Source organism: Micromonospora sp. DSM 45708 (assembly GCF_039566955.1).
Classification (GTDB): Bacteria; Actinomycetota; Actinomycetes; order Mycobacteriales; family Micromonosporaceae; genus Micromonospora.
Genome location: NZ_CP154796.1, coordinates 1,460,477 through 1,485,867, shown reverse-complemented (window position 1 = coordinate 1,485,867; position 25,391 = coordinate 1,460,477). Strand labels below are relative to the sequence as shown.

23 protein-coding genes and 1 pseudogene are annotated in these 25,391 nt (G+C 72.1%); 7 read left to right on the top strand and 17 right to left on the bottom strand.

The window, feature by feature from the left end; all coding sequences use genetic code 11:
- Window positions 1-30 precede the first annotated feature (30 nt).
- Window positions 31-906 carry a C40 family peptidase gene (locus VKK44_RS07110; protein WP_343446038.1) on the top strand — a complete coding sequence of 292 codons (876 nt, stop codon included), beginning with the start codon at window positions 31-33 and terminating at the stop codon, window positions 904-906.
- A gap of 43 nt (window positions 907-949) precedes the next feature.
- Here VKK44_RS07110 and VKK44_RS07105 read toward each other — a convergent pair whose 3' ends face one another.
- The 3 genes from VKK44_RS07105 to pnuC all read right to left on the bottom strand — a co-directional run bounded on the left by VKK44_RS07105 (window position 950) and on the right by pnuC (window position 4,220).
- Window positions 950-1,948 (bottom strand): TerC family protein, encoded by a 999-nt coding sequence (locus VKK44_RS07105; RefSeq protein ID WP_343446037.1) that lies wholly within the window; start codon window positions 1,946-1,948, stop codon window positions 950-952.
- 415 nt (window positions 1,949-2,363) lie between these two features.
- Complete coding sequence (locus tag VKK44_RS07100) at window positions 2,364-3,452, bottom strand: AAA family ATPase (protein ID WP_343446036.1); 1,089 nt, start codon at window positions 3,450-3,452, stop codon at window positions 2,364-2,366.
- Between the two features lie 114 nt (window positions 3,453-3,566).
- Window positions 3,567-4,220: a nicotinamide riboside transporter PnuC gene (gene pnuC / locus VKK44_RS07095; protein ID WP_343446035.1), complete on the bottom strand. Its 654-nt coding sequence runs from the start codon at window positions 4,218-4,220 to the stop codon at window positions 3,567-3,569.
- 120 nt (window positions 4,221-4,340) lie between these two features.
- On the opposite strand from pnuC, the gene VKK44_RS07090 reads away from it, so the two are divergent.
- The gene (locus VKK44_RS07090) at window positions 4,341-4,634 is read left to right on the top strand and encodes an antibiotic biosynthesis monooxygenase family protein (RefSeq protein WP_343446034.1); all 294 of its coding nucleotides are present in this window, start codon (window positions 4,341-4,343) and stop codon (window positions 4,632-4,634) included.
- 91 nt (window positions 4,635-4,725) lie between these two features.
- Here VKK44_RS07090 and VKK44_RS07085 read toward each other — a convergent pair whose 3' ends face one another.
- The 4 genes from VKK44_RS07085 to uvrB all read right to left on the bottom strand — a co-directional run bounded on the left by VKK44_RS07085 (window position 4,726) and on the right by uvrB (window position 9,069).
- Window positions 4,726-5,625, bottom strand: coding sequence for a DUF5753 domain-containing protein (locus VKK44_RS07085; RefSeq protein ID WP_343446033.1), 900 nt, complete (start codon window positions 5,623-5,625; stop codon window positions 4,726-4,728).
- A gap of 84 nt (window positions 5,626-5,709) precedes the next feature.
- A complete protein-coding gene (locus tag VKK44_RS07080) occupies window positions 5,710-6,078 on the bottom strand; it encodes a VOC family protein (RefSeq protein ID WP_343446032.1) in 369 nt (122 codons plus the stop codon).
- 23 nt (window positions 6,079-6,101) lie between these two features.
- The gene (locus VKK44_RS07075; RefSeq protein WP_343446031.1) at window positions 6,102-6,932 is read right to left on the bottom strand and encodes an AraC family transcriptional regulator; all 831 of its coding nucleotides are present in this window, start codon (window positions 6,930-6,932) and stop codon (window positions 6,102-6,104) included.
- A gap of 25 nt (window positions 6,933-6,957) precedes the next feature.
- The gene (uvrB, locus tag VKK44_RS07070) at window positions 6,958-9,069 is read right to left on the bottom strand and encodes an excinuclease ABC subunit UvrB (protein ID WP_343446030.1); all 2,112 of its coding nucleotides are present in this window, start codon (window positions 9,067-9,069) and stop codon (window positions 6,958-6,960) included.
- Between the two features lie 579 nt (window positions 9,070-9,648).
- Here uvrB and VKK44_RS07065 point away from each other — a divergent pair.
- Window positions 9,649-11,019 (top strand): hypothetical protein, encoded by a 1,371-nt coding sequence (locus tag VKK44_RS07065; protein ID WP_343446029.1) that lies wholly within the window; start codon window positions 9,649-9,651, stop codon window positions 11,017-11,019.
- A gap of 56 nt (window positions 11,020-11,075) precedes the next feature.
- On the opposite strand, the gene coaE is transcribed toward VKK44_RS07065, so the two are convergent.
- Window positions 11,076-12,254, bottom strand: coding sequence for a dephospho-CoA kinase (gene coaE / locus VKK44_RS07060; protein ID WP_343447703.1), 1,179 nt, complete (start codon window positions 12,252-12,254; stop codon window positions 11,076-11,078).
- Between the two features lie 216 nt (window positions 12,255-12,470).
- Window positions 12,471-14,000, bottom strand: a complete 1,530-nt coding sequence (gene rpsA, locus VKK44_RS07055; RefSeq protein WP_343446028.1) for a 30S ribosomal protein S1 — start codon at window positions 13,998-14,000, stop codon at window positions 12,471-12,473.
- A 320-nt stretch (window positions 14,001-14,320) separates the two neighbouring features.
- Here rpsA and VKK44_RS07050 point away from each other — a divergent pair, with 320 nt between their 5' ends.
- The 3 genes and pseudogenes from VKK44_RS07050 to VKK44_RS07040 all read left to right on the top strand — a co-directional run.
- On the top strand, window positions 14,321-15,124 hold the full coding sequence (locus VKK44_RS07050) for a class I SAM-dependent methyltransferase (protein ID WP_343446027.1): 804 nt from the start codon (window positions 14,321-14,323) through the stop codon (window positions 15,122-15,124).
- Window positions 15,125-15,261: 137 nt separating this feature from the next.
- On the top strand, window positions 15,262-15,480 hold the full coding sequence (locus VKK44_RS07045; protein WP_343446026.1) for a hypervirulence associated TUDOR domain-containing protein: 219 nt from the start codon (window positions 15,262-15,264) through the stop codon (window positions 15,478-15,480).
- Window positions 15,467-15,811 (top strand): annotated as a pseudogene (locus VKK44_RS07040) (DUF3140 domain-containing protein); the annotation flags it as partial. The gene VKK44_RS07045 and the pseudogene VKK44_RS07040, both read left to right, overlap by 14 nt.
- Window positions 15,812-15,938: 127 nt before the next feature.
- On the opposite strand, the gene polA reads toward VKK44_RS07040, so the two are convergent.
- The gene (gene polA / locus VKK44_RS07035; RefSeq protein ID WP_343446025.1) at window positions 15,939-18,638 is read right to left on the bottom strand and encodes a DNA polymerase I; all 2,700 of its coding nucleotides are present in this window, start codon (window positions 18,636-18,638) and stop codon (window positions 15,939-15,941) included.
- A gap of 112 nt (window positions 18,639-18,750) precedes the next feature.
- Between polA and VKK44_RS07030 the strand changes: the two genes are divergently transcribed.
- Window positions 18,751-18,975, top strand: coding sequence for a hypothetical protein (locus VKK44_RS07030; RefSeq protein WP_343446024.1), 225 nt, complete (start codon window positions 18,751-18,753; stop codon window positions 18,973-18,975).
- 39 nt (window positions 18,976-19,014) lie between these two features.
- Here VKK44_RS07030 and VKK44_RS07025 read toward each other — a convergent pair whose 3' ends face one another.
- The 7 genes from VKK44_RS07025 to VKK44_RS06995 are packed head-to-tail and all read right to left on the bottom strand — an operon-like array spanning window position 19,015 to window position 25,372.
- Window positions 19,015-19,824, bottom strand: a complete 810-nt coding sequence (locus VKK44_RS07025; protein WP_343446023.1) for an amino acid ABC transporter ATP-binding protein — start codon at window positions 19,822-19,824, stop codon at window positions 19,015-19,017.
- Entirely contained in the window at window positions 19,821-20,807 is a 987-nt protein-coding gene (locus VKK44_RS07020; protein ID WP_343446022.1) for an amino acid ABC transporter permease, read from the bottom strand. The genes VKK44_RS07025 and VKK44_RS07020 overlap by 4 nt, the downstream gene beginning before the upstream one ends.
- A gap of 4 nt (window positions 20,808-20,811) precedes the next feature.
- Window positions 20,812-21,717: an ABC transporter substrate-binding protein gene (locus VKK44_RS07015; RefSeq protein ID WP_281936421.1), complete on the bottom strand. Its 906-nt coding sequence runs from the start codon at window positions 21,715-21,717 to the stop codon at window positions 20,812-20,814.
- A 30-nt stretch (window positions 21,718-21,747) separates the two neighbouring features.
- Entirely contained in the window at window positions 21,748-22,458 is a 711-nt protein-coding gene (locus VKK44_RS07010; RefSeq protein ID WP_343446021.1) for an ABC transporter ATP-binding protein, read from the bottom strand.
- Window positions 22,448-23,293 (bottom strand): ABC transporter ATP-binding protein, encoded by an 846-nt coding sequence (locus VKK44_RS07005; RefSeq protein ID WP_396859346.1) that lies wholly within the window; start codon window positions 23,291-23,293, stop codon window positions 22,448-22,450. The genes VKK44_RS07010 and VKK44_RS07005 overlap by 11 nt, the downstream gene beginning before the upstream one ends.
- A complete protein-coding gene (locus VKK44_RS07000) occupies window positions 23,286-24,425 on the bottom strand; it encodes a branched-chain amino acid ABC transporter permease (RefSeq protein ID WP_343446020.1) in 1,140 nt (379 codons plus the stop codon). The genes VKK44_RS07005 and VKK44_RS07000 overlap by 8 nt, the downstream gene beginning before the upstream one ends.
- Complete coding sequence (locus VKK44_RS06995; RefSeq protein ID WP_107157517.1) at window positions 24,422-25,372, bottom strand: branched-chain amino acid ABC transporter permease; 951 nt, start codon at window positions 25,370-25,372, stop codon at window positions 24,422-24,424. The genes VKK44_RS07000 and VKK44_RS06995 overlap by 4 nt, the downstream gene beginning before the upstream one ends.
- Window positions 25,373-25,391 lie beyond the last annotated feature (19 nt).

The window sequence follows — 25,391 nt, the reverse complement described above, 5'->3', positions numbered from 1 at the left end:
CCGGGCCACCGGGCCGTCGTACGAGTCCCGGTGGCGACCCTGTGGACAGACCCCGACGCGGTCCGTCCGACCGACGAGCCCGCCCTGCGCGACTGCCCCGACGTCGCCGCCTGGGTCGCCGGGATGGATCGCGACCAGTGGGTCGGCGACTGCGTCCTGACGCAGTTGCTGCTCGGCGAACCGGTGCTGGTCACCGGCGCCGGGCCGGACGGCTGGGTCCGGGTGGTCGCCCTCGGGCAGCCCGCCGCCAAGCTGGACCCCCGCGGCTACCCGGGCTGGATGCGGGCGGCCCACCTCGCCGCGCCCGCCGACGCCGGGCCGACCGCGCCCGCGCTGGTGGTCGACGTCCGCCGGACCACGCTGCACGAGGCCACCGGTGGGCCGCCGGCGCTCGCCGGGGTGGTCCTGGGCACCCGCCTCATCTCCGCCGGGCGGCCGACGGACGGCTGGCGGCCGGTCCGGGGGCCCGGGCGGGCCGATCCGCTCTGGGCCCCGGAGGGCGACCTGGTGCCGCTGCCCGCCGAGCGGCCCGAGGCCAAGGAGGTGCTGGCGGTTGCCGAGCGGCTGCGGGACCTGGTCTACGTCTGGGGCGGCCTGTCCACCGACGGCATCGACTGCTCCGGGCTGGTGCACCTGGCCTGGCGGCGGTACGGCGTCACGCTGCCCCGCGACGCGGACGACCAGGCCGAGGCGACCACGCCGCTGGCGCTGGACGACGAGCGCCCCGGGGACCTCTACTTCTTCGCCCGCCCCGGCCGGCGCATCCACCACGTCGGGATCGTCACGGCCGAGCCGCACGACGGCCGACGCCGGATGCTGCACGCCTGCTACCTCACCCGCCGGGTGGTCGAGGAGGAACTGCCCCCGGACCGGGTCGCCACCCTGGTCGGCGCGCACCGCGTCTGACCCGGGTGTCCGGGGCGGAGACCGCCCCGGACACCCGGTGAGGTCAGCGACGCGCCTCGGCCAGTTCGTGACGCCGGTCCCGCGACGACTTGGCCAGGCTGGCCACCGTGGCCACGGCCAGGGTGCCGAGGATGACGGTCAGCGAGAGCCAGATCGGGATGTGCGGCGCCCAACCCACGTGCTCGCCGCCGTTGATGAACGGCAGGTTGTTGTCGGCCAACGCCTCCAGGACCAGCTTCACGCCGATGAAGCCGAGCACCACGGCCAGCCCGTAGCTGAGATAGATGAGCCGGTCCAGCAGACCGCCCAGCAGGAAGTAGAGCTGCCGCAGCCCCATCAGCGCGAAGACGTTCGCGGTGAACACCAGGTACGGCTCCTGGGTGATGCCGAAGATCGCCGGGATCGAGTCGAGCGCGAAGATGAGGTCGGTGGTGCCGATCGCGATCATCACGATCAGCATCGGGGTGAACAGTCGCCGCCCGCTCTCCCGGGTGGTCATCTTCGCACCGTCGAAGTCGCGGGACAGCGGCAGCGCCTTGCGGCTCCACCGGATCAGCAGGTTCTCGCTGAACTCGTCCTCGTCCGGCTCGCCCTGCCGGGCCAGGTTCACCGCGGTGTAGATCAGGAACGCGCCGAAGATGTAGAACACCCAGGAGAACTGGGAGATCAACGCCGCGCCGGCCGCGATGAACCCACCACGCATGACCAGCGCCAGCAGGATGCCGACGAGCAGCACCTTCTGCTGGTACTGCCGGGGCACCCCGAAGCGGGCCATGATGATCACGAAGACGAAGAGGTTGTCCACCGAGAGGCTGTACTCGGTGAGCCAGCCGGTGTAGAACTGGCCGGCCACGCTCGGGCCGGCCGTCACCCAGAGCACCACGCCGAAGAGCAACGCCAGCACCACGTAGAAGCCGACCCACAGGCTGGACTCGCGGACGCTGGGCTCGTGCGGGCGGCGGCCGATGATGAACAGGTCGGCGAGCAGGACCGCGATCATCGCGGTCAGGGTTACCGCCCACACCAATGCGGACACGTTCAAATCCATCCTCCGGCAGACACGCAGCGTCGGGCACACCGTACGCCGGGTGTGGGGCCGGGGTGCGTCGACGCTGACTGTGGTGACTGTCGGAGGTCTCTTCCGCCGGGGCCCGGGTGGACTCCGACCGACGGAGCCGGGTCGAGCGACCGGGAAATGCTGGCGCTCTTCCGTGCTGACGACTCCGTCGCGGGGGAATACTCCCCTCCTCGGCCGCCATTGTTCACCATCCCGCCCCGGTAGCGCATCTCCGGGCGCCGATCTGCCGTCATCACGTGCCGCGCCTCACGCCTTCGCGCCCCGTCCTAGGAGGCTAGCCTTGCGTCTCGGTCGGCGGCGGCCGGTGCCCAGGGCTGCCTGCGGCTGCCCTTCCAAGCTGAGAGCAGAGACGACTCACCTCGTCCGATGGCCCCGGCACTCACCCCTCAGGGGGCGGCAGCACCGGGTCGGCGAACGCCCACCCGGCAGCGAGCAGATCCTCGCCGGCGGCGACCGCGGCGGCCAGCCGCTCCTCGTGCGTTCCGCGCAACTCGACCACCGGCACCCCGCTCCCGGCCAGCTCCGCACGGAACCGGCCGGTCATCCACGCCCGCAGGTGCTCCCCGTCGCGCAGGCCGTCGTCGGCGAAGGGCACCCCCTCGTGGGTGGTGAGCAGATAGAGCGCCGGCCGGCGGGCGGCGGCGCGGACCTCCGCCGACGACGACCCCAGGTAGCGCTCCTCCCAGATCGCGGTGGCCCGGGCGTCGGTGTCGCAGAACAGCAGCGGGCCGCTGACCCGCGCCGCGGCGTCCTCGGCGGCCTGCTGCTCGCGCACCACCTCGACGAAGTCGTCCCGGTCCCACGTGACGTCGAAGACGGTCGCGTCCGGCCGGGAGCGGCGCAGCGCGGCGAGTTTGCGCGCGGTCAGCTCGCGGCCGTACTCGGGCACCCAGGCGGTGCGGAAGCGCTCGGCGAGCGCCCGCGCCATGGTCGTGGTGCCGGTGGACTCCGCGCCGACCACCACCACGCGGCGGACCAGCCACGCCCGCAGCGGCGCGCTCAACCACCGCCAGTGCGCCGCCGGGTCCGCGCGCACCGCCGTGCCGGAGACCGGCACCGCCCGCCGCTGCGGATCCACGCCGACCGCGACCGCGCCGAACCGGCGGGCCAGTTCCTCGCCGTACGCCTCGGAGGAGAAGACGGCGTCCACCCGCTCGCCGCCCAGCGCGTCGGCGAACACCGCGCAGTGCAGATCCCAGACCGCCGGGTCGGCGTAGTCGACCGGGTGGTCGTCGTGGCGGCCGACGAACCGCACCCACGGGGTGCCGGCGTGGACCTCACGCAGCCAGGCCAGCCGCAGGTCCAGCGGGATCGACTCGCGCCGGGACGGCGCCACCACCACGGTCACCGCCGCGCAGCGGGCCGCGGCGGCCTCGACGAGCGCGTGGTGCCCGGCGTGCGGCGGGTAGAACTTGCCGACCACCAGGCCGTGCCGGAACCGTCGCGGGCCCGGCCCGGTCGCGCTCACGCCGCCACCAGAATTCGCGACTGCGGGGCTCGCAAACCCGACTCACTCCTCGCGCTCACGCCGCCACCAGAGTTCGCGACTGCGGGGCTCGCAAACCCGACTCACTCCTCGCGCTCACGCCGCCACCGGCGCCGGACCGGGTGGCACCGGCGTGGTCGCCGCCCGCCGGCGCAGGTCCGCCCGCCAGGCCCGCAACCCCACCACGCAGAGGGCCAGGAAGATCAGGTACAGGCCGCCGGTCAGCCACAGCCCCTTGTACGCGTAGAGCGGGATGTAGACCAGGTCGGCGGCGATCCACAGCCACCAGCTCTCCACCAGCTTGCGGGTCTGGCCGTAGGTGGCCAGCAGCGACAACGCGGTGGTGACCGCGTCGGCCAGCGGGACGGTCGAGTCGGTGGCCCGGTCCAGCAACGCCCACAGCCCGGCGGTGAGCAGCAGCCCGGCCAGGCCCAGCGCCCACCACTCCCGCCGACCGGTACGGGCCACCGTGAGCCGGCTGCGCCGGGCGCCGCCGAACAGCCAGTGCCACCAGCCGTAGACCCCGAGTGCCACGTAGACCAGTTGCAGGCCGGCGTCGGCGTACAGGCCGGCGGTCCAGAACAGCACCATCAGCAGCAGCACGTTGGCGATGCCGACGGCCCAGTTCGCGATGTGCTGGCGGGCGACCAGCCAGACGTTGACCACGCCCGTGACGAAGCCGAGCAGCTCGGCCCAGGTGGTGCCGACGCCGAACGCGGTGAACGCGGTGCCGGTGAGCCAGTCGAGCATGTGGGTGTTCCTCCCCCGCCGCCGGTGCCACGTGGAGGCCGGTGCCTCGGTGGAGAGACGTGGCCCGCCCGAGCGCCCCCGGAGCGTACCGGGGGCGCTCGGGCATGGGAGGCTTCGGGCATGGTTCTTGAGGTCGCGCTGATCGACGTGACGCCCGGACACGAGGACGACTTCGCCGCCGCCTACGCGCAGGCGCGACCGGTCCTCGCCGAGGCGCAGGGTTGCCGCTCGGTACGGATGACCCGCGGGGTGGAGTCGCCCACCCGGTTCGTGCTGCTGGTCGAGTGGGACTCGGTGGAGGCGCACGACGTGAACTTCCGGCAGACCGAGCGCTTCGGGCGGTGGCGCGGGCTGATCGGCCCGTACTTCGCCGGCCCGCCGCTGGTCGAGCACTTCGTCGACGTGCCGGCCTGAACTGTCGTACCCCACGCGTAGCCTGCGCGCGACGCGCGGTCACCGGTCCCGACGGGCAACGGGGGCGCCGGGCCCGGTGGGCGCGCGGCGCTCACCCCTGCTCGGGTGCGTGGCGCGGCCGGGGCACCGGCGCGCTGCCGAGCCGCCGGGCCAACAGCTCGGCCGTCGCGTCCTCGGGCAGCGCCGCCACGAGCAGCCGCTCGATCACCTGCTCGTACCGGGCCACATCCGCCTCGGCGACCAGGCGCAGGTCGGTGGTGAGCGTCTCCACCAGCACGGTGCGCGGGTCGTCCGGGTCGGGATAGGCGTAGTAGGAGAACGGCGCCAGCGGGTGCAGGTCGTCGCGGGACGAGGCGTCACGCGGCAGCACCCGGACGGTGACGTGCGACCGCTCGGCCAGCGTCAGCAGATGCCGCAGCTGCTCCCGCCACACCTCGGTCGGCAGGCCGCCCGGCTCGCAGGCCCGCTCGTCGATCAGCGCGGTGTAGTGCGGCGGGTCCGGCCGGGCCAGCAGCTCCTGGCGCACCGCCCGGGCGCGGACGTCGGCCTCCACGTCCACCTCGTCGGCGACCGACGCGCCGGCCGACACCCGCAGCCGGACGTACGCCGGGATCTGCAACAGGCCCGGCACGAGCGCCGACTGGTATTCCACGATGCGCTCGGCGCCGGCCTCCAACTCCGCGTACGCCCGCTGCCGCTCGCCCATCTCGCCCAGCGCCTTGGACCAGCCACGCCCGGTGGCGGCGTCGCGGGCGATGACGATCAGATCGTCGCGCTGGTGCGGCGGCACCGCGTAGACGTCGAGCAGGTCGAGCACGTCGGCCAGGTCGGGCCGGCTCTGCCCCAGCTCGATGCGGGACAGCTTCGACGTGGACGCCCAGCCGAGCCGGGCGCAGACCTGCTCGAGCGTCAGTGACTCACGGCGACGCAGCCGGCGCAGCTCGACGCCGAGCCGCACCCGCCGGACGACCGGACTTGCTGGCATCGGCATGCGCTCCTCCCAGGGTGGGAGCGTACGCATGACCATCACACACGGCAATACCTCGCTCGCGCAGAGCAACAGACGCCGGGTCGGTCAGGGACCGTACGTGCCGAACGACCAGACCATGCCGACCAGGTCACGGGCGGCGTAGTCGCGGGAGCCGTAGTCGGTGTCGAACGGCGACCGGACAATCTCCGCGCCGGCCGCGCGGGCCTGCCGGTGGTGCGCGTCCACGTCGTCGACCGCCAGGTAGACGCGGTAGTCGTCGTCGGCCGGGCGGCTCGCCGGCGCGGGCCCCGGCCCGATCATGACCAGGCCGTCGCCGTGACCGAGCTGGGCGTGGCGCACCGCGCCGTCGGGCCCGGAGTGCAGTTCGTGGACCGTGAGGCCGAACGCCGACCGGAGGAAGTCGACGGCGGCGTGGACGTCGGGGTACCGGAGAACCGGGTAGATGCTTCGCATGCCACCAGCCTGCCGCCCACCGGTCAACCCGGATAGGACGGATGTGATCCGGGTCGGGCCAGCACCGCCGGCGTGGCGCCGGCGAACGTCTGGAACTCCCGGATCAGGTGTGACTGGTCGTAGTAGCCCCAGCGGGCCGCCCGCTCCGCCCAGCCCTCCTCCGCACCGGCGGCCGGCGCGGTGAGCACCGTGCGCCCGAGACTGGCGTACGCCCGCTCGAAGCGCAGCAGCCGGGCCACGGTCCTCGGCGGCAGCCCGAACTCCCGGCGGAACCGGACCGCCAGGTGGCGACGGGACCAGCCGACCTCGTCGGCCAGCGCGGCGACGCCGACCGCTCCCCCGCTGGCGTCGAGCCGCCGCCACGCGGCCCGCAGCCGACCGTCCATCGGGTCGGTGGCCGTCAGCCGGGCGGTGAGGGCGGCGTCGAGCCGGGCGAAGCGTTCCGGCCAGCCGCCCGCGCCGGCCAGCGCGTCCCGCAGGTCGGCCAGCCAGCCGGCGACCCGGTCCACCGGGACCACCTGGTTGGCCAGCTCGCCGAGCGGCAGCCCGAGCACCCGCCGAGCCGCCGGCGCGGTCAGGATCACCTGCACGCCGACGCCCGTCCCGGCGGTGCGGGTGGCGCACCAACCGTCGAACGGGCCGGCCAGGAACGCGTTGCCGGACGTGCCACGGCCGGTAACCCGCGGATCGCGGACGTCGAGCGGGGCGCCCCAGCCCAGGATCAGCACCACGAACGCGCCGGCCACCTCGCGGCGTACCAGCGGAGCCGGCGCGTCCTCCCGGTAGCCGAGGTAGCGGTCCACCCAGGGACGCAGCCGCGCGTCGGGGCGCCCGACGACCGCCTCGGTCAGCATCCCGCCCTCCCGGCCGGCGCGCCGGTCACCGCACCCCGGCGGCGTCCATCCCGCGCAACTCCTTCTTGAGGTCGGCGACCTCGTCGCGGATCCGCGCCGCCAGCTCGAACTGGAGCTCCCGCGCGGCGGCCAGCATCTGGTCGTTGAGCTCCTGGATGAGGTTGGCCAGGTCGGCCCGGGCCATCCCCTCCCGGGACGGGGTCGCCGTGCCGCCGCGGCCACCCCGGCTGCGGGTCTCCTTGACCGGCGCCTTGCCCCGGGACAGTTGCCGGGCGGCGCCGCCGACCGTGGTGGCTTCGGTGTCCTCCGCCTCGCGGTAGATGTCGTCGAGGATGTCGTAGATCTTCTTGCGCAGCGGCTCGGGGCTGATCCCGTGGGCCTCGTTGTGCGCGATCTGCTTGGCCCGACGCCGATCCGTCTCGTCGATCGCCGCCGCCATCGACGGGGTGATCTTGTCGGCGTACATGTGGACCTGGCCGGAGACGTTCCGGGCCGCGCGGCCGATGGTCTGGATCAGCGACCGGCCGCTGCGCAGGAAGCCCTCCTTGTCGGCGTCGAGGATCGCCACCAGCGAGACCTCGGGCAGGTCGAGGCCCTCCCGGAGCAGGTTGATGCCGACCAGCACGTCGTAGTCGCCCTTGCGCAGCTCGCTCAGCAGCTCGACCCGGCGCAGCGTGTCGACCTCGGAGTGCAGGTAGCGCACCCGGATGCCGTTCTCCAGCAGGTAGTCGGAGAGGTCCTCGGCCATCTTCTTGGTCAGCGTGGTGACCAGCACCCGCTCGTCGCGCTCGGTGCGCAGCTTGATCTCGTGCATGAGGTCGTCGATCTGCCCCTTGGTCGGCTTCACCACCACCTCGGGATCGACCAGGCCGGTCGGCCGGATCACCTGCTCGACGAACTCGCCCTGGGCCTGCTCCAGCTCCCACGGGCCCGGGGTGGCGGAGAGGAAGACCATCTGCCCCACCCGCTCCAGGTACTCGTCGAAACGCAGCGGACGGTTGTCGGCGGCGCTGGGCAGCCGGAAGCCGTGGTCGATGAGCATCCGCTTGCGGGAGGCGTCGCCCTCGTACATGCCGCCGATCTGCGGGATGGTCACGTGCGACTCGTCGACCACGGTGAGGAAGTCGTCGGGGAAGTAGTCGAGCAGGCAGTGCGGCGGGCTGCCGGGCAGCCGGCCGTCCATGTGCATGGAGTAGTTCTCGATGCCGGAGCAGAAGCCGACCTGCCGCATCATCTCGATGTCGTAGGTGGTGCGCATGCGCAGCCGCTGCGCCTCCAGCAGCTTGCCCTGCCGCTCCAGCTCGGCCAGCCGCTCGGCCAGCTCGGCCTCGATGTCGCGGATCGCCCGTTCCATCCGCTCCGGGCCGGCGGCGTAGTGCGTCGCCGGGAAGATCACCAGGCTGTCCACCTCACGGACCACGTCCCCGGTCAACGGGTTGAGGTAGTAGAGCTTCTCGATCTCGTCACCGAACAGCTCGATCCGGACCGCCAACTCCTCGTAGGCCGGGATGATCTCCAGCGTGTCGCCGCGGACCCGGAACGTGCCGCGCTGGAAGGCCATGTCGTTGCGGGTGTACTGGATGTCGACCAGCCGACGCAGCAGCTGGTCGCGGTCGAGTTCCTGCCCCACCCTGGCCCGCACCGCGCGGTCGAGGTATTCCTCCGGCGTGCCCAGGCCGTAGATCGCCGACACGGTCGCCACCACGATGACGTCGCGCCGGGTGAGCAACGACATGGTCGCCGAGTGCCGCAGCCGCTCCACCTCCTCGTTGATCGAGGAGTCCTTCTCGATGTAGGTGTCGGTCTGCGGGATGTAGGCCTCGGGCTGGTAGTAGTCGTAGTAGGAGACGAAGTATTCCACCGCGTTGTGCGGCAGCAGCTCGCCGAACTCCTTGGCGAGCTGGGCGGCGAGCGTCTTGTTGGGCGCGAGCACCAGGGTGGGCCGCTGGAGCCGCTCGACCAGCCACGCCGTGGTGGCGCTCTTGCCGGTGCCGGTCGCGCCCAGCAGCACCGTGTTGCGGTCGCCGCGCCGGACCCGACGCTCAAGGTCGTCGATGGCTGCCGGCTGGTCGCCGGCCGGCTGGAAGTCACTGACGACCTGGAAGCGGCCGTCGAGCCGGGGAATGTCGAGCGCCATGCCACCAACGGTACGCCCGCGGTCCGACACTTCCCCGAGGACCAGGGCCCCGCCTGACCGGCTTCGATATTCCCATTGTGTGGCTCATCTCACCGGACTACCCTCGTACCGTAGGCCGCTCGCGGCGGCCGACCGGGCCGGTGGCCGCCCCCTCGCGGGGGCCCGGCCGCCCCCGGCGCCGAAGGCCGCAGCACCCGGGACGACCGGCGTGCGCGCCCATGGTGGTCGCGCCGAGAGGCGCTCACCGGCCGCCGCGAGCGCCCCTGCGTCGTCACCCGTGACCCGCAGCCGCGTTGTCCACTCGTGGAGCCCTCTCCCGACCGCCGGACGCGCCGAGATCGTGCGCCCGGCACCGGTGCGTCCACCCCGCCGCAGGAGGGCGCGTCCACCCCGCCGCAGGAGCCGGGCCGGCCACACTCGCCGAGGCGTCCACTCCGGGTCGCCGCGCGTGGCGACGCCGACCAGCACGTGCCGCGCGAGCCCGGCCGAGGTCATCGCCGGGCCCGCACCAGTGTCCCGGCCCGGCCCGGCGCCACGGCCGGTCGCCGCCGGCGGACCGGCCCGAAACCGGCCGTCACCGTGCGACCGGACGGCGACCCCGCGCTGGACGGGGTGGACGACCCGCCGGAACGGCCGACCCGCCGACGCGCCGCGCTGGCCGCGCTCGTGCTGGCCGCCGCCGCCTCGGCGGCCGTCCTGGTCGCCGGGCTGCCCGGCGGGTCACCGCCGTGGTCGGGGCCGGCGGAACGGCCGCTCACCGCCGCCGAGGCCGAGCGGGTGGCCGCGCTGCGGGTGACCAACGTGCGTGACCTGCGCGCCGGTGTCCGGGTCACGGCCGGAGCCGGCCGGGACCGGATCGAACTGCTCGGCTGGGTCGACTGGGCCCGGCCGCTGCTCTACGCGCACGTCGGCGGTCCCGGCGCGGGCGCCGACCGGGGGCTCGTCCAGGCCACCGCGGCGACGCTGCTGGTCCGGCCGGACCCGGTCGCGCTGCCCCCGCCCACGCGACCACCGCTGGTGCCACCGCCCGACCGGTGGCGGCTGCGCGAACCGCCGGCCGGCCGAGGGTTGGCCGCCGTCCGCGACCTGCTGCTCGGGCTGGGCTCGGACCGGCTCGACCCGATCGGGCGCGACGGCCGTTGGCTGCGCGGGGACAGCCTCGCCGGCATTGCGGTGGACGTGCTCCGGGCGCCGCTGGCCGCCCCGTCGGGCGACCGGCGGCCGACGCTCTGGCTGGATCGGGACGCCCGGCTGCACCGGCTGACCGGCCGGCTGCCCGACGGCACGCCCGTCACCGTCGACCTGGAGCGTGCCGACCGACCCGCCCCGCAGCCGGTGGACGCACTCGGCGGCCGGGCCGGGCAGCCCCGGGCGCTGACCGACGAGGAGACCGACCGGTTGGCCGGGCTGCCCGGCCGGCTGCGGCACGCCGGTGGCGCGGCGGTGACCGTGGCCGCTCCCCTCGACCCGTCCACCACGCTGCACGGTGCGGGCACGCTGAGCTGGTCGACGCCGTCGGCGTACCTCGCGGTGACCGAGGACGACACCGGCCAACGTACGCTGCGGCGTGCCGGACCGGGCGGGGTGACCCGCACGGAGGCCGCCCCGGACGGGGCCGGCGCGCTTCTGCTGCCGACGCCCGGCGGGCTGCTCACGGCCGCCGCCCGGCCGCCCGCCGACGACCTGGACCGGCTCATCGAGGCCGCGCTGCGGGCCGGCACCCGGCCACCGGACCGACCGGCGCTGCGGATCAGGGCGGACCGGGCCGCCGACCGCGCGGTGGACGTCGTCGAGGTGCCGGGCGGCCTGCGCTGGTGGCTCGACCGGGGCGGGCTGCCGCACCGCCTGGAGCTGCGCACCGGGCGGGGCGTCTGGATCCACCTCGACCTCACCCCCGCGCCGCCGAAACCCGCGGAGGCACGGAAAGTGTGGTCATCCGGCGCGGGATGAGCACACTTTCCGTGCCTCCGCGCGTCGCAGGGTGGGTCGGCGGAGCGGGCAGGCGGTCAGGGGCGCCAGCCGGTCTGCGCCGCCCATTCCTCGGCGCGCAGGGGCTCCTCGTCGAACCAGGGGTCGGTGAGCGTGCCGTGCTCCGCGCTGTCCGGCGCGGCGGCCACCAGGTCCCGCTTGACCTGGAGGTACGCGGCCCGTCGCGCCGGGTCCGCGCGGAGGTGGTCGCGCATCAGCAGCGCGTACCGCCAGCCGGCCGAGCCGGCCACCCGCAGGTGCAGCAGCACCGGGCGGCCCGGGTCCGCGCCGCCGTGCAGCCGCTTCGCCCCGTGCACCCGATCGGGGCGGCGCGGCGCGTCCCGCCACTCGCCGGGCAGCCGGGGGAAGCCCGCCTCGGCCAGCCGGTCGGCGAGCGGACCATCCGCCTCGGCCAGCGAGGAGACGGTCAGCTGGATGTCGATGACGTCCGGCGCGGTCAGCCCCGGCACCGCGGTGGAGCCGACGTGGTCGACCCGGACGTCGGCACCGGCCGCGTGGTGGATCCGCGCGGCCAGTCGGGCGTACTGCGCGGGCCAGGTCGGGTCCGGCTCGGTCAGCGTCGACGGCTCGGCCTGGACGGCGCGCCGCTCGCGGACGTTGCGCTCGTAGGGCAGCAACCGGTCCCGCCAGAGGTCGTCCACCGCGTCGTGCAGGTCGGTCAACGCGCCGTCGTTGGTGAGCAGCACGTCCGCCACCGCCGCCCGACGGGCGTCGTCGGCCTGCGCGGCGATGCGCCGCTCGGCCTCGGCCGGAGCCATGCCCCGGTCCCGGGACAACCGCGCCAGCCGGGTCGGCACCGCCGTCTGCACCACCACCACCAGGTGGTACGTGGGCGCGAGCCCGACCTCGACCAGCAGTGGCACGTCGTTGACCACCACCGCGTCGGCGGGCGCGGCGGCGACCAGCGCGGCGGCACGCGCCCGGACCCGGGGGTGGGTGATCGCCTCCAGCCGGCGGCGGGCGGTCTCGTCGCCGAAGACCAGCGCGCCCAGGGCGGCCCGGTCCAGCGCGCCGTCCGGGCCGAGGACCCGGTCGGAGAACGCGGCGACCACCTCGGCCAGCCCTTCGGTGCCCGGCGCGACCACCTCGCGGGCGAGCCGGTCCGAGTCGACGACCACCGCGCCGAGCGCGGCGAGGCGGGCCGCCACCGCGCTCTTGCCGGATCCGATCCCGCCCGTCAGCCCCACCTTCAGCATCCGGACAGTCAACCGGATCACCGGACGCATGCCAAACAGGCCGACGGTCCCGCGGCCGGCGGCGACGGCCCGGCGAGCCGACGCGCCGCCGCACGGCAGTGTCCACGACGCGGGCCCCGCCCCCGGCGCTCCGCTGGTGCGGAACGCGGGGACGGGGCCCGTCGTCAGAGGCAGCCGCTGGTGCGTCCGGGTGGACGAACCGGCGTCAGCGACCGGTCACTTGCCGCCGGCGAGCTTCTCCCGCAGCGCGGCGAGCGCCTCGTCGGTGGCCAGCGTGCCGGCCGGCTCCTCGGCCTGACGGCTCGGGGCCGACGAGGTCGAGGTGGTGGTGGCGCTGGCGGGCGGGGCCGGGTTGGCCGCGGCCTCGGCGTCGGCGGCGCGGGAGGTCTGCACCTGCTTGGTGTGGGCCTCCCAACGCTGACGCGCCTCGGCGTACTGGTTCTCCCAGGTCTCGCGCTGCTTGTCGTAGCCCTCGAGCCACTCGCCCGTCTCCGGGTCGAAGCCCTCCGGGTAGATGTAGTTGCCCTCGTTGTCGTACGTCGCGGCCATGCCGTAGAGGGTCGGGTCGAAGTGCTCCTCGCCCTCGACGAAGCCCTCGTTGGCCTGCTTGAGCGACAGCGAGATCCGGCGGCGCTCCAGGTCGATGTCGATGACCTTGACCATGACCTCGGAGCCGACCTGCACGACCTGCTCCGGGATCTCCACGTGGCGCTCGGCCAGCTCGGAGATGTGGACCAGGCCCTCGATGCCGTCGTCCACCCGGACGAACGCGCCGAACGGCACCAGCTTGGTGACCTTACCCGGCACGATCTGCTGGATCGCGTGGGTGCGGGCGAACTGACGCCACGGGTCCTCCTGGGTCGCCTTCAGCGACAGCGAGACCCGCTCGCGGTCCAGGTCGACGTCCAGGACCTCGACCTCGACCTCCTGGCCAACCTCGACGACCTCGGACGGGTGGTCGATGTGCTTCCAGGACAGCTCGGAGACGTGCACGAGGCCGTCCACGCCGCCCAGGTCGACGAACGCGCCGAAGTTGACGATCGAGGAGACGACGCCCTTGCGGACCTGCCCCTTCTGGAGCTTGTTGAGGAACTCGGTGCGCACCTCGGACTGCGTCTGCTCCAGCCAGGCCCGGCGGGACAGGACCACGTTGTTGCGGTTCTTGTCCAGCTCGATGATCTTGGCTTCGAGCTCGCGGCCGACGTACGGCTGGAGGTCACGCACCCGCCGCATCTCGACCAGCGACGCGGGCAGGAAGCCACGCAGGCCGATGTCGAGGATGAGACCACCCTTGACGACCTCGATGACCGAGCCGCGGACGACACCGTCCTCGTCCTTGATCTTCTCGATCGTGCCCCAGGCCCGCTCGTACTGCGCCCGCTTCTTGGAGAGGATCAGCCGACCCTCCTTGTCCTCCTTCTGGAGGACGAGGGCCTCGATGTGGTCGCCGACCGAAACAACCTCGGCCGGGTCCACGTCGTGCTTGATCGACAACTCCCGAGAGGGGATCACGCCCTCGGTCTTGTAGCCGATGTCGAGCAGGACCTCGTCCCGATCGACCTTGACGACGGTGCCTTCGACAATGTCGCCGTCGTTGAAGTACTTGATGGTCTCGTCGATAGCGGCGAGGAATGCTTCCTCAGAGCCGAGATCGTCGTGCGTGACCTTGTTGGCGCTCGAGGTGGCCTCGATGCTGCTCGTCATGTGGGCGGTTGCTCCGGTCGGATGGGTTGTCACAGCGGGCATGGGTGTCGCGGTGACTCTTCCGCGCCAACGGATCCGCCGCCGGGCACACCGAACGATCGACGCGAGAAGATCATTAGTGGCTCCGGTGACCGCACACCTGCTCCCTGCCGAGGCACACGATCCGCGAGCGCATCGTCTAGCCTACCCGCTGCATTACCACAGCGTGCAAGCCCTCCCGGGTCCGTGCGACCTCATCGGCTGCGAAAGCGGAGATTTCGCGCGGTAAGGGGCCACTCCTGTCTCGTCCGTCACACCCGCCCCACCCGCGACACACCGACCCGCCCGCGACGCGGCGCCCCGCCGGCCCTAGCGTGGACGCCGTGGACGACGACAGGGTGACCCGCCGGCGGGTCGGGGCCGCCGAGATCCGCCGCGCCAACCGCGGCTGGTGGGACACCGACGCCGACGCCTACCAGGCCGAGCACGGCAGGTTCCTCGGCGACGTCGACTTCGTCTGGTGCCCGGAGGGGCTGCGCGAGGCCGACGCGCGGCTGCTCGGCGACGTCACCGGCCGCCGGGTCCTCGAACTGGGCGCCGGCGCTGCCGCCGCCGCCCGCTGGCTCGCCGCCCAGGGCGCCCGGCCGGTCGCGCTGGACCTCTCCGCCGGCATGTTGCGGCACGCCGCCGACGCCGCCGACCGCAGCGGGGTACGCGTGCCGCTGGTCCAGGCCGACGCGCTGGCGCTGCCCTTCGGCGACGCCGCCTTCGACACGGTCTGCACCGCGTTCGGCGCGATCCCGTTCGTGGACGACTCGGCGGCGGCGATGCGCGAGGTGGCCCGGGTGCTGCGCCCCGGCGGCCGGTGGGTCTTCGCGGTCACCCACCCGATGCGCTGGATCTTCCTCGACGACCCGGGCCAGGGCGGGCTGACCGCCGTGCACTCGTACTTCGACCGGTCCCCCTACGTCGAACAGGACGCGCGCGGCGTCGCCACGTACGTGGAGCAGCACCGCACGCTCGGCGACCGCATCCGGGAACTGGTCGGCGCCGGCTTCCGCCTGCTCGACCTGGTGGAGCCGGAGTGGCCGGCGGGGCACGAGGGGATCTGGGGCCAGTGGAGCCCGCTGCGCGGCCGGCTCTTCCCCGGCACCGCCATCTTCGTCGCGGAGAAGCCGGCCCGCTGAGCGCGCCAGTACGAGCTGGTGACCGACGGCAGCGAGGTGGTCGATCTGACCGAGCCGTTCGACATCAAACTGCCGATCGCCGAGATCCGGCCCTGACCACGTCGTTACTCGGCCATGCCGGCGGGTAACCGGCCGGCATGGCCGAGAAGGAGTTCCGCGCCGGCGACCACGTCTCCTGGGCCAGCCACAGCGGCCGGGCGTACGGCGTGGTCAAGGAGAGGTTGACCGAACGCACCCACGTCCGCGGGCATCCGGTGAACGCCTCGCCGGAGCAGCCGCAGTACCGGATCACCAACGACGACTCCGGCCGGGACGTCGCCCACCGACCGGAGGTGCTGCGCGATGAGTCGCAGTGAGGACCCGCAGCAGACGTACCGGGAGTTCACCGACGCGGTGAACATGAAGCCCGCCGAGCTGAGCCGCTGGTTGGAGACCGACGAGTCCAAGCACGTCGGCTGGCACAAGCCGGGCACCCAGGGCGGCGAATCGGTCGGGCACGACTCCGGCCGCAGGATCGTGGACCTGCTGCGCCGCAAGCGCGACCAGCTCACCGCCGCCGACTACAAGCACATGCGCAAGGTGGTCGGCTACGTGCACCGGCACCTGGCACAACGCCCGTCCGGCGACGTCCGCGACACCAGGTGGCGCTGGTCGCTGATGAACTGGGGACACGACCCGCTCAAGGGCTGAGCGCCGACCGCCCGTCCCGCCGTGATCAAGGAGTTCGTGTCGCACAGCCGTCGCCCCACGACGCGAACTCCTTGATCACCGTTGCGGCGCGGGTCTGCGCGGGTGGCACGGGCCGACGGGTCGGTCAGTGGTCGGCGCTGTTCCAGTCGCGTCCCTCGCCGACCGACACCTCCAGCGGCACCGACAGCGGGTACGCCTCGCCCATCTCCTTGCGCACCAACGCCTCCAGCGCCTCCCGCTCCCCCGGGGCGACCTCGAACACCAGCTCGTCGTGCACCTGGAGCAGCATCCGGGAGCGCAGCCCGGCGTCGCGCAGCGCGCCGTCGACGTGCAGCATGGCGACCTTGATGATGTCGGCAGCCGAGCCCTGGATCGGGGCGTTGAGCGCCATCCGTTCGGCCATCTCCCGGCGCTGCCGGTTGTCGCTGACCAGGTCGGGAAGGTAGCGGCGGCGACCCAGGATGGTGGAGGTGTAGCCGTCCTGCCGGGCCCGGGCCACCACCTCGTGGAGGTAGTCGCGGACCCCGCCGAAACCGGCGAAGTAGTTCTCCATCAGCCCACGCGCCTCCTCGGCGGAGATGGTGAGCTGCTGGGAGAGGCCGAACGCGCTCAGCCCGTACGCCAGGCCGTAGTTCATTGCCTTGATCTTGCGACGCTGGTCGGCGGTGACGTCGCCGACCTCGACGGTGAAGACCGAGGAGGCGGTCGCGGCGTGGAAGTCGTGCCCGGAGTTGAACGCCTCGACAAGTGCCTCGTCGGCGGACAGATGCGCCATGATCCGCATCTCGATCTGGCTGTAGTCGGCGGTGAGCAGGCATTCGTAGCCCTCGCCGACCACGAACGCGCGCCGGATCCGCCGCCCCTCCTCGGTGCGGATGGGGATGTTCTGGAGGTTCGGCTCGGTGGACGACAGCCGCCCGGTCGCGGCCACCGTCTGGTTGAACGTGGTGTGGATCCGACCGTCGTCGGAGACGGACTTGAGCAGCCCGTCGACCGTCGACTTGAGCTTGGCGACGTCGCGGTGGCGCAGCAGGTGGTGCAGCAGCGGGTGCTCGGTCTGGGCGTAGAGCCACTGGAGGGCGTCGGCGTCGGTGGTGTAGCCGGTCTTGATCCGCTTCGTCTTGGGCAGTGCCAGCTCGGTGAAGAGGATCTCCTGCAACTGCTTCGGCGAGCCCAGGTTGAACTCCCGGCCGACCACGCCGTACGCGCTCTGCGCGGCGGCCTTCACCTCGGCGGCGAAGTGCGCCTCCAGCTCGGAGAGGTAGTCGGTGTCGGCGGCGATGCCGGTGCGTTCCATGGCGGCGAGCACCCGCATCAGCGGCAGCTCCACCTCGGCCATCAGCCGGGCGGACTGCTCACCGTCGCGGGACAGCTCGGCGTCGATCGCGTCGGCCAGGTCGAGCGTGGCCCGGGCCTGGAGCATCAGGTTCTGCTCGGCCGCGTCCTCGTCGCCGAACCCGTCCAGCGTGAGCTGGCCGGTCTCCGGCGCGTCGACGCGCAGCTCCCGGTGCAGGTAGCGCAGCGCCAGGTCGGTGAGGTCGTAGGAACGCTGGTCGGGACGGGCCAGGTAGGCGGCGATCTGGGTGTCGCGGGCGATGCCCCGCAGCTCCCAGCCGTGCGCGGCGAACGCCAGCACCGCCGGCTTGCTGTCGTGCAGCACCTTCGGCCGCCCGGCGTCGGCCAGCCAGCCGGCCAGCGCGGCCTCGTCGTCGGCGACCAGCGTGCTCGGGTCGAACCAGGCCGCCGCGCCACCGGCGGTGGCCAGCGCCATCCCCGTCACGGTCGCGGTGTGCCGGCGGTTGGGCCCGGTGTCGAGCGTGGCGGCCAGGCCGACCGGCGTGCCGGCCGGGGCGTGCGTGTCCAGCCAGCCGGCGAGCGCGCCCGGCTCGGTCAGCACCTCGCCGGCCAGCTCGAAGCCGGCCTCGGCCTCCGGCTCGACCGCTTCCAGGTACTGGTAGAGCCGGTCGCGCAGGATGCGGAACTGGAGCGTGTCGAAGACCTGGTGCACGGCCTCGCGGTCCCAGCCCTGCCAGCGGGCGTCCTCGGGACGCACCGGCAGCTCCAGGTCGGTGACCAGGCGGTTGATCTCGTAGTTGCGGATCACGTCGGCGAGCCGCTCGCGCAGGCTGTCGCCCGCCTTGCCCTTGATCTCGTCGGCGCGCGCCACCACGCCCTCGACCCCGTCGTACAGATTGATCCACTTGGCCGCGGTCTTCGGGCCGACACCCGGGACACCGGGCAGGTTGTCGCTGGTCTCGCCGACCAGCGCGGCCAGGTCGCGGTAGCGGTCGGGGGTGACGCCGTACTTCGCCTCGACCGCCGCCGGGTCCATCCGGGCCAGGTCCGAGACGCCCTTGCGCGGGTAGAGCACGGTGACCCGGTCGCCGACGAGCTGGAACGCGTCCCGGTCGCCGGTGGTGATCAACACGTCCATGCCCTGGTCGCGGGCCTGGCAGGCGAGCGTGGCGATGACGTCGTCGGCCTCGTAGCCCTCCTTCTCGACCACCGGCACCCGCAGCGCGGCGAGAACCTCCTTGACCAGGCTGACCTGCCCCTTGAAGTCGGTCGGGGTCTCGCTGCGGCCGGCCTTGTACTCCGCGTACCGGTCGGTGCGGAAGGAGCGGCGGGAGACGTCGAACGCGACCACGATGTGGGTCGGCTGCTCGTCGCGCAGCACGTTGATCAGCATCGAGGTGAAGCCGTAGACGGCGTTGGTCGGCTGCCCCGTGGTGGTGGAGAAGTTCTCCACCGGCAGGGCGAAGAACGCCCGGTAGGCCAGGGAGTGTCCGTCGACGAGGAGCAGGCGCGGCGTCGTAGCTGTCACGGCAGGGACTCTAGTCCGTGACCCCGACATCCCCGGCACCAGCGGCCCCCACGGATCGCGACCGGACCGCTACGGTATGGAGATCAGTCGATGGCATCCCAAGGAGGACCCGATGCGACGATGGAGTGTCCGAATCCTGGCACCGATGCTCGCCACGGCCGGCATGGTGGCCGCGTTCAGCGCGCCGGCTTTCGCCGTGTGGGTCAACGGTGGGGTCTACTCGACCCAGTCGAAGTGCATCTCGGTCGGGCAGTCCCGGGTCAGCAGTGGCACCTATCAGACGTACGTCTGCGAGTCGCAGAGCCCCGGCTGGCTGCTGCGGGGCTACGTGAACTGACCGGAGGGGTCCGGTGCGGCCCACGCCGCACCGGACCCGTCAGAGCACCTTCGCCAGGAACGCCTGGGTGCGCTCGTGCTTCGGCGCGGCGATCACCTCGCGCGGGTCGCCCTGCTCGACGACCACCCCGCCGTCCATGAAGACCAGGTGGTCGCCGACCTCCCGGGCGAAGCCGATCTCGTGGGTCACCACGATCATCGTCATGCCGTCGCGGGCCAGGTCCTTCATCGTGTCCAGCACCTCGCCCACCAGCTCCGGGTCGAGCGCGCTGGTCGGCTCGTCGAAGAGCATCAGCTTCGGCCGCATGGCCAGCGCCCGGGCGATCGCCACCCGCTGCTGCTGGCCGCCGGAGAGCTGACCCGGGTACGCGCCGAGCTTGTCGCCCAGCCCCACCCGCTCCAGCAACTGCGCGGCGTGTTCCCGGGCCTGCGCCCTCTTCTGCTGCCGCAGCAGCAGCGGCGCCTCGACGACGTTCTGCAACACGGTCATGTGCGGGAAGAGGTTGAACCGCTGGAACACCATGCCGATCGCCCGGCGCTGCGCGGCCACCTCCTTGTCCCGCATCTCGTGCAGCTTCCCGCCGCGCTCCCGGTAGCCGATCAGGTCGCCGTCGACCCAGATCCGGCCGGCGTCGATCTTCTCCAGGTGGTTGATGCAGCGCAGGAACGTCGACTTGCCGGAGCCGGAGGGCCCGAGCAGGCAGCACACCTCGCCGGCGCGGACCTCCAGGTCGATGCCCTTGAGCACCTCCAGCGGCCCGAACGACTTGTGCACCTGCTCGGCGCGCACCATCAGGTCGGACCCGGCCGTCGGCGCGGTGGCCTGCGTGGGCACGATCAGCTCGGTCATGGTGTCCCCGCCCCTCCGGCGCCGCCTCCACCGGTCTCCGCGGCCAGCGTGCGCAGCCGCGCCCGGGCCCGTTGCGTGGTCCCGTAGCCCTTGCCGAAGTGCCGTTCCAGGAAATACTGCCCGACCAGCAGGATGCTGGTCAGGAACAGGTACCACAGGCAGGCGGCGACGTACATCGGGAAGATCTGGAACGTCCGCTTGCCGACGGCGTCGAGCTGGAAGAACAGTTCTATGCTGACCGGCACGTAGAGCAGCAACGACGTGTCCTTGAGCATGGCGATGGTCTCGTTGCCGGTCGGCGGGATGATCACCCGCATCGCCTGCGGCAGCACCACCCGGCGCAGCAACTGGCCCCGGCTCAGGCCGAGCGCCTGGGCCGCCTCGGTCTGCCCCGGGTCCACCGACTGGATGCCGGCCCGGACGATCTCCGCCATGTACGCGGCCTCGGAGAGCGCCAACCCGAGCAGGCCGGCCATGAAGCCGGTGAGGATGTCGCGGGAGGAGAACCCGAACAACCGCAGTTGCAGGTTGTCGATGCCGAAGAGCTGGCCGAGCTGGGTGTCGAACGGGACGCCGAACTCGACCCGGCTCCACAGGATGCCGATGTTGCCGAAGACGGCCAGCAGCACCAGCCGGGGCACGGCCCGGAAGAACCAGGTGTACAGCCAGGCCACGCCGCGCAGGATCGGGTTGTCGGAGAGCCGCATCACCGCGATCACCACGCCGAGCGTGACGCCGATCAGCATCGCGCTGACCGTCATCAGCACGGTGCCGCGCAGCAGCCCCTCGATGATCGGCGGCCGGAACATCTTGTCGACCATGAAGGACCAGTTGAAGGCCTTGTTGGTCACCAGCAGGTGGACGAACATCGCGGTCAGCACGGCGAGCACCGCCACCGCGATCCAGCGTCCCGGGTGCCGCACGGGCACGGCCTTGATCGGTTCCGGCCGTGCCCGCGCGGTTGTCGCTTCCTCGGTGGTCATGTCGTCACGGGTTGATCGCGGGATCCGTGATCGCGCCGTCCCCCACCTTCCACTTGTCGAGCACCTGCTTGTACGAGCCGTCGGTGATCAGTGCCTTGGTGGCGTCGCGCACCGCCTCCGCGAACTGCGCCTGCTCCTTGGCCACCACGTAGCCGTACGGGGCCGCCTCGTACTGCTTGTCCAGCAGCTCCAGGGCGTCCTTGGACTGGGTCACCGCGTACACCCCGACCGGGTAGTCGGCGAGCATCGCGTCGTCCTTGCCGGAGACGACCGCGGCGGTGGCGGCGTCCTGACCCGGGAACTGGTCGATCGTGATGGCCGGCTTGCCGGCGTCGGTGCAGGTCTTGGACCGCTTCTGGATGTCCTCGACCTGGACCGTGTCCTTCTGCACCGCGATCTTCTTGCCGCAGGCGTTGTCCAGCGCCACCCCGGCCGGGTTGCCCTTCTTGGTCACCCACTGGGTGCCGACCTGGAAGTAGCTGACCATGTTGGCCTGGCCCTTGCGCTCGTCGTTGACGGTGAACGACGAGACGCCGACCTCGTACTTGCCCGAGTTGACGCCGTTGATGATGTCGCCGAACGGCGCCGAGACGAACTCCGCCTTCAGGCCGAGCTTGGCCGCCACGGCGGTGAACAGCTCGACGTCGAAGCCGATGACGGTCTTGCCGTCGGAGTCGAGGAACTCGGCCGGGGCGTACGTGGAGTCGGTGCCGACCACGATCTTGCCGTCGGACTTGATGGCGTCGGGCACCTTGGCGGCCAGCGAGGAATCCGCCGTGGCGGTCACGCTCGCGCCGCCACCGGGCTGCTCGGTCTGCTCCTCCTCACCGCAGGCGGCGAGGGAGAGCAGGAGGACGGCCGCGCCGGCGACGCCGAGCGCCGCCCGACGGCCGGGGCTGGGGTGGAACATGGGGTACTCCTTTTGCGAGGGGGGCGTCGGTCAGGCCACGCCGAGGTAGGCCTCTTTGACCGAGGGGTCGTGCAGCAGGTCCGCGCCGGTGCCGCTCTTGACGATCCGGCCGGTCTCCAGCACGTACGCCCGGTGCGCGCGGGCCAGGGCCTGCTGGGCGTTCTGCTCGACCAGCAGGATGGTGGTGCCCTGCTGGTTGATCTCCGTGATGATGGTGAAGATCTGCTGGATGAGCATCGGCGCGAGACCCATCGACGGCTCGTCGAGCAGCAGCAGCTTCGGCCGGCTCATCAGCGCCCGGCCGACCGCGAGCATCTGCTGCTCGCCGCCGGAGAGCGTGCCGCCGGCCTGCTTGCGCCGCTCGGCCAGCCGGGGGAACAGGTCCAGCACCCGCGCGAGGTCCTTCGCGATGCCGGCCTTGTCCCGCCGGGTGTACGCGCCCATGTCGAGGTTCTCCAGCACCGTCATGCCGGGGAAGATGCCCCGGCCCTCGGGGGCCTGGCACAGCCCGCGCCGGACCCGCAGGTCGGCCCGGAGCTTGGAGATGTCCTCACCGGCGAATCTGATGCTGCCGGTGGCGATCGGCCGGATGCCGGAGATCGCCCGCATGGTGGTGGACTTGCCGGCGCCGTTCGCGCCGATCAGCGCGACGATCTCCCCCTCGTCCACGGTCAGGCTGATGCCGTGCAGCGCCTGGATCCGCCCGTAGAGCAGGCTCACGTCCTCGATCTCAAGCAGCATCGTCCGGCACCCCCAGGTACGCCGCGATCACCTTCGGGTTGTCCCGCACCTCGGCGGGCAGTCCCTCGGCGATCTTCTTTCCGAACTCCAGCACCACGATCCGGTCGGTCACGCCCATCACCAGGCGCATGTCGTGCTCGATCAGCAGCACCGTCACGCCGGTGTCGCGGATCTGCCGGATGAGCTGGAGCAGTTCCTCCTTCTCCGCCGGGTTGAAGCCGGCGGCCGGCTCGTCCAGGCAGAGCAGCACCGGGTCGGTGGCCAGCGCCCGGGCGATCTCCAGGCGCCGCTGCTCCCCGTAGGACAGGTTGCGGGCGAACTCGTGCATCCGGGGCAGGATGCCGACGAACTCCAGCAGGCGCTCGGCCTTCTCCCGGCCCTCGCGCTCCTCCTTCCAGTGCCGCGGCAGCCGCAGCAGCGCGGAGATCACGCTGGTCTTGTGGTGCGCGTCGGCACCGACCTGGACGTTCTCCAGCGCCGTCATCTCCGGGAAGAGCCGGATGTTCTGGAACGTGCGGGCCATGCCCATCCGGGTGATCTGGTGGCGCTTCTTGCCGCTGATCTTCTCGCCCCGGAACCGGATCTGCCCCTCGGTGGGCTGGTAGATGCCGGTCATCGCGTTGAAGCAGGTGGTCTTGCCCGCGCCGTTGGGCCCGATCAGCCCGAGGATCTCGCCCTTGTAGAGGGTGAAGTCCACGTCGTTGAGGGCCACCACGCCGCCGAAGCGCAGCGTGACGTGGTCGACCTCCAGCAACGGCTCGCGCTTGTCCACCGTCTCGACGGCGGGCGCCGCCGCCTGGGCCGGAACGGCCGGGGTCTGCTCGGTGTCACTCACCGACGATCACCTCCTTGCGACGGTCCTTGAACTCCGCCGCTCGTCGCCGGTTCGGGATGAGGCCCTGCGGCCGGAAGATCATCATCACCACGAGCACCAGGCCGAAGAAGAGGAACCGGTACTCGTACAGCTCGACGCCGAACAGCTCGATGCCGCGGAACCGCTCGATCATGTACGCCACCAGGCCGCCGCCGACGATCGCGCCGACGATGTTGCCGGAGCCGCCGAAGATGACCGCGGCCAGGATGATGATCGAGTTGAGCAGCTCGAAGTTCTGCGAGTTGACGAAGTTCTGCTTGCCGGCGAACAACGCGCCGGCCAGGCCGGCGATCGCCGCGCCGGAGGCGAACGCCCACAGCTTGAACTTGAACGTCGGCACACCCATGAGCTGGGCCGCGTCCTCGTCCTCCCGGATCGAGATCCAGGCCCGGCCGACCCGGCTGTGGGTCAGGTTCCGCACCCCGATCACCACCAGGATGATCAGCGTGAGCACCAGCCAGTAGTAGGGGCGGGCGTCGAGCACACCGAAGAACGGCTTGCCGTCGGCGTACTTGCCGGGCGGGTGCGGGATCTGGTTGAAGCCGCGCTGCCCCTTGAGGAACTCGGAGCTGACCGCCGCGATCCGGATCATCTCGGCGAAGCCGAGCGTCACCAGCGCCAGGTAGTCGCCGCGCAACCGCAGCGTCGGCGTACCCAGCATGACGCCGGAGACCATGGTCAGGGCGATCGCGATCGGCACCACCAGCAGCCACGGCCACAGCGTCTTGATGTTGCTGCTCGGCGACGTCAGCACCGCGACGGTGTACGCACCGACCGCGAAGAAGCCGAAGTAGCCCAGGTCGAGCAGGCCGGCGAAGCCGACCACGATGTTCAGCCCGACCGCCAGCAACACGTAGATCGAGACGGTGAAGAGCACCTGGGTGAAGTTCGCCCCGGGCGTCGGGATCGGCCCGAGGTACTGGTAGAACTCCTTGTTCGGCAACGCGTAGAAGAACACGATGACCGCGGCCAGCAGCACCCAGCGCACCCAGCGCGGGGCGTGGTGCCAACGATCCGAGATCGCCGCCCGGCCCTGCCGCAGCTTGTCCACCGCCGTCTCCCGCCGCTCCGGCGGGTCAATGGTGGTCGTCATGCGCGTGCCCTCCCCAGTGATTCGCCCAGCAGACCGGTCGGCCGGAACATCAGCAGCACGACCAGCACCGCGAACGCGGCGAAGTCCTTCCACTGACTGCCGAACAGTCCCGAGGCGTAGTTCTCCACGACGCCCAGCAGCAGGCCGCCGATCAGCGCGCCGCGGAGGTTGCCGATGCCGCCGAGCACCGCCGCGGTGAACGCCTTGAGGCCCAGCAGGAAGCCGACGCTGTAGGTGAGCGTCTGGATCCGGACGTCGTAGAGCAGGCCCGCGACACCGGCCATGGTGCCGCCGGCGATGAAGACCATCAGGATGATCCGGTCCTTGTTGACGCCCATCAGCGCCGCCGTGTTGGCGTCCTGGGCCACCGCCCGGATACCGCGGCCGGTGCGGCTGCGGTTGATGAACTGGTCCAGCGCGAACATCATCACCAGCGCGGCGCCGATGGTGAGCAACTGGATGCTGTCGATCGGCACGCCGGCGACGTGGAACAGCGGCTTGGAGCTGACCAGCGACGGCGCGCCCTGCGGCAGGCGTCGGGTGTAGACGCCGAACGCCTCGGAGATCGCGATCGAGGCGCCGATCGCGGTGATGAGGAACGCCAGCGGCGGCGCGTTGCGCTTGCGCAGCGGCCGGTACGCCACCCGCTCGATCACCGTCGCGGTGCCGGCCGAGGCGATGGCCGCCACGATCATCGCCACCAGCAGGTAGAACAGGATCGAGCCGACGCCGCTGACCTGCGAGTCCTGGTCGAGGCCGAAGCCGTTCCAGGTCCAGATCGCGGCGAACGCGCCGGCGATGAAGACCTCGGAGTGGGCGAAGTTGATGAGCCTGAGCACGCCGTAGACCAGCGTGTAGCCGAGCGCGACCAGGGCGTAGATCGCGCCCTGCGTCAGGCCGGTCGTGGTGAGTTCCCCGAAGTTGGAGAACAGTCCGTCGAAGTTCAAGGAGGGACGCTCCGTCGCT

Coding starts and splice junctions, on each gene's coding strand:
- pnuC (WP_343446035.1), bottom strand. CDS start 4,220: ATGCTCGACTGGCTCACCGGCACCGCGTTCACCGCGTTCGGCGTCGGC.
- VKK44_RS07090 (WP_343446034.1), top strand. CDS start 4,341: ATGGTTCTTGAGGTCGCGCTGATCGACGTGACGCCCGGACACGAGGAC.
- VKK44_RS07085 (WP_343446033.1), bottom strand. CDS start 5,625: ATGCCGATGCCAGCAAGTCCGGTCGTCCGGCGGGTGCGGCTCGGCGTC.
- VKK44_RS07080 (WP_343446032.1), bottom strand. CDS start 6,078: ATGCGAAGCATCTACCCGGTTCTCCGGTACCCCGACGTCCACGCCGCC.
- VKK44_RS07075 (WP_343446031.1), bottom strand. CDS start 6,932: ATGCTGACCGAGGCGGTCGTCGGGCGCCCCGACGCGCGGCTGCGTCCC.
- uvrB (WP_343446030.1), bottom strand. CDS start 9,069: ATGGCGCTCGACATTCCCCGGCTCGACGGCCGCTTCCAGGTCGTCAGT.
- coaE (WP_343447703.1), bottom strand. CDS start 12,254: ATGCTGAAGGTGGGGCTGACGGGCGGGATCGGATCCGGCAAGAGCGCG.
- rpsA (WP_343446028.1), bottom strand. CDS start 14,000: ATGCCCGCTGTGACAACCCATCCGACCGGAGCAACCGCCCACATGACG.
- VKK44_RS07045 (WP_343446026.1), top strand. CDS start 15,262: ATGGCCGAGAAGGAGTTCCGCGCCGGCGACCACGTCTCCTGGGCCAGC.
- VKK44_RS07030 (WP_343446024.1), top strand. CDS start 18,751: ATGCGACGATGGAGTGTCCGAATCCTGGCACCGATGCTCGCCACGGCC.
- VKK44_RS07025 (WP_343446023.1), bottom strand. CDS start 19,824: ATGACCGAGCTGATCGTGCCCACGCAGGCCACCGCGCCGACGGCCGGG.
- VKK44_RS07020 (WP_343446022.1), bottom strand. CDS start 20,807: ATGACCACCGAGGAAGCGACAACCGCGCGGGCACGGCCGGAACCGATC.
- VKK44_RS07015 (WP_281936421.1), bottom strand. CDS start 21,717: ATGTTCCACCCCAGCCCCGGCCGTCGGGCGGCGCTCGGCGTCGCCGGC.
- VKK44_RS07010 (WP_343446021.1), bottom strand. CDS start 22,458: ATGCTGCTTGAGATCGAGGACGTGAGCCTGCTCTACGGGCGGATCCAG.
- VKK44_RS07000 (WP_343446020.1), bottom strand. CDS start 24,425: ATGACGACCACCATTGACCCGCCGGAGCGGCGGGAGACGGCGGTGGAC.